The sequence below is a fragment of the Streptomyces sparsogenes genome, assembly GCF_001704635.1.
In the GTDB taxonomy this organism is placed as follows: domain Bacteria; phylum Actinomycetota; class Actinomycetes; order Streptomycetales; family Streptomycetaceae; genus Streptomyces; species Streptomyces sparsogenes.
In genome coordinates, this window is the sequence record NZ_MAXF01000229.1 from 1 (window position 1) to 2,088 (window position 2,088).

A 2,088-nucleotide genomic window follows, 5' to 3' on the forward strand; every position below is an offset into this window, starting at 1 on the left:
GTCTTAGGCACCGCGATCTCCCGGTCCAGTACCTGCCGAATGACGGCGAGGTCGAGTCCCAGGTCACGCAGTGTCCGCACGAGGTCCAGACGCGCGATCGCACGCAGGTCGTAGAGCCGGTAGCCAGCCGGGCTGCGGTCGGTCGACGGCACGATTCCGGTGTCGGAGTAGAACCGTATGGTCCTCACCGTCAGCCCGGTCCGCCGGGCCAGTGCCCCGATCGTGTAAAGCGTGTCGCCGTCCATGCCCCCACCGTTGCGTCTCCCCCTACTGGAGACTCAAGCCCATCCTCCGGGAGAACCCGTCAGCCTGCGGGGCATGCACCCCACCACATCCACAAGTCTTGACAATTACTCGGGGAACGGAGTGCGCTTGCTCTGCGTGAGCGGTCGCTGGTGAACCCGTCCAGGACCATGGCGTGCGGCGTGTGACGGTCGATGATCGTGGCAAGGTCGGTCGGGGCGCCGTCAACTTGCCTCTGTCCACCGGCATCAGGGCGAGCAGCTGCCTTTCGTTGCCGTTCTGGCAGGATATCGCTTGACTGGCGTTGCAGGGGGCCTTGGGACGCATTGACGTTGGCCGCTATCAGGCCTCTCGTTTCCGAGGCGACCGACTGCTTACTCAGCGACAGATTGCGTTAGCGGAAGGACGGGAGACTATGGCGAGCTCTGTGCTGTACGACGCTGTGGCGCACGACCAGTACTGCATCACAGCAGTCCGTGGCCTTTCAGAAACGGAAGGGTTGTCCCGGTTAGGTGTGGTTGAGCAGGGGCCGTATCCGTTGTACACACTCCGCGAGGCGTTGCAAGGACACGGTTTCGGCGCGCTGGCTGTGCGTGTCTGTCGTAGTGAGGGCTGGCTCTTTCTCCTTGACGTTGACCCCCAGGGCATCACGTTCCAGGCGCCGGTGCTCAGGCGGCTATCAGCAGATACCGAAGCGGTATCGGCATGGCATCTTCTCGATGGAACGACCAGGATCGCGCATGCTCGTGACGGCGATGTCCTGGCTACGTTCGACGCCTGGCTTTTCGAACCGGCGGGGGGAACTGACCCTGCTCGTCTCAACCGGGCGCTGGAGGAGAGTGGGTTTTTCCTGGAAGAGAACGAGGAGTCTGACGAGTGGAACATACCGGAGATGGCCTTGCTAGCGATCGAGCGTGAGTTTGGCCTGGTGCTGCCACCCGGTTTGGCCAATGAGCCGTTGCCGACGGTCAGTGTTCCAAAGACGGCAGTCTGACCGTCGGCACGTGGCACACGGGATTCGTCAGAACGTGATGCGCAGCCAGAACGGGTCGTTGTCTGCGAGGCGGGCGTTCTTCACGAAGACGCCGTACGCGCCGCCGAGGTCAGTGTTCAGGTCACGGGGGATGTGGCCGCGTACACACTTCTCGTTGCCGGTGAAGGTTCCGACGGGAGTGATGGTAGGCCAGTCCGTCGCTAAGTCGCCACTGTTGTCTGCCTGTACTGCTGTTACCTGTGCGCAGTCCTTGCCGTGTGTGACGCCGTTGAGAGCGCCGCTTTCCCACGTGCCGGCAAAGGGGAATTCATCGCAGGAATCGTCGGGGATGTTGGGGTCTTTGGTGAATTTTGTTGATCCACAGATCGTGTTCCGGTTGCTGGCCTGATCACTTTCTTTCTGCAGGCGGCGGAGCGGCTGACCGGTTCCCCGCAGGCCCCAGTGACCGGACAGGTTGTGCTGAGCCCATTCGATCATGTCGGCTGAGGAGCCGTAGAGAGAGCGTGGGACCTGAAGGGTTGCGGTGTACCAGGGCACCACGCATCCTTCAGATGACTTCACTGACAGGTCTTTGTCACAGCGGACTTCGGCGCCTCCCCAGGTGATCGGGGGAAGCAGTTCGATGGCTTCCGGGGCACCGATGGTGAGCTTGTAGTCGAGGTCGATGTAGTCGTAGATGGCGGAGGGCTGGTCGGTGAGGGTGTACGTCTTCTTGAGGTTCTGGCCAACGCGGACAGGGGTAGCGGTCCAGGGCTTCGTGTTGCGAGGAGCGCAGGTGTTGGAACAGTTAGTACTGCAACGGTGTTTGCCGTGACTGATGGCCAGGTTGGTCGTTGGTGTGGTTGGGTTGT

At 61.8% G+C, this 2,088-nt stretch carries 3 protein-coding genes; 1 reads left to right on the forward strand and 2 read right to left on the reverse strand.

The genetic code is table 11. The features are described 5' to 3' along the window. Nucleotides 1-245: MerR family transcriptional regulator (locus BBH68_RS37545; RefSeq protein WP_141713158.1), on the reverse strand; the 245-nt coding region annotated here is incomplete at its 3' end. 413 nt (nt 246-658) lie between these two features. On the opposite strand from BBH68_RS37545, the gene BBH68_RS37550 reads away from it, so the two are divergent. Beyond that, nucleotides 659-1,237: a DUF6461 domain-containing protein gene (locus BBH68_RS37550; RefSeq protein ID WP_065968394.1), complete on the forward strand. Its 579-nt coding sequence runs from the start codon at nt 659-661 to the stop codon at nt 1,235-1,237. 27 nt (nt 1,238-1,264) lie between these two features. Here the strand turns inward: BBH68_RS37550 and BBH68_RS40175 are convergent. Beyond that, nucleotides 1,265-2,088, reverse strand: an 824-nt coding sequence (locus BBH68_RS40175) for a hypothetical protein (RefSeq protein WP_079151450.1), incomplete at its 5' end; no start/stop codon positions are given.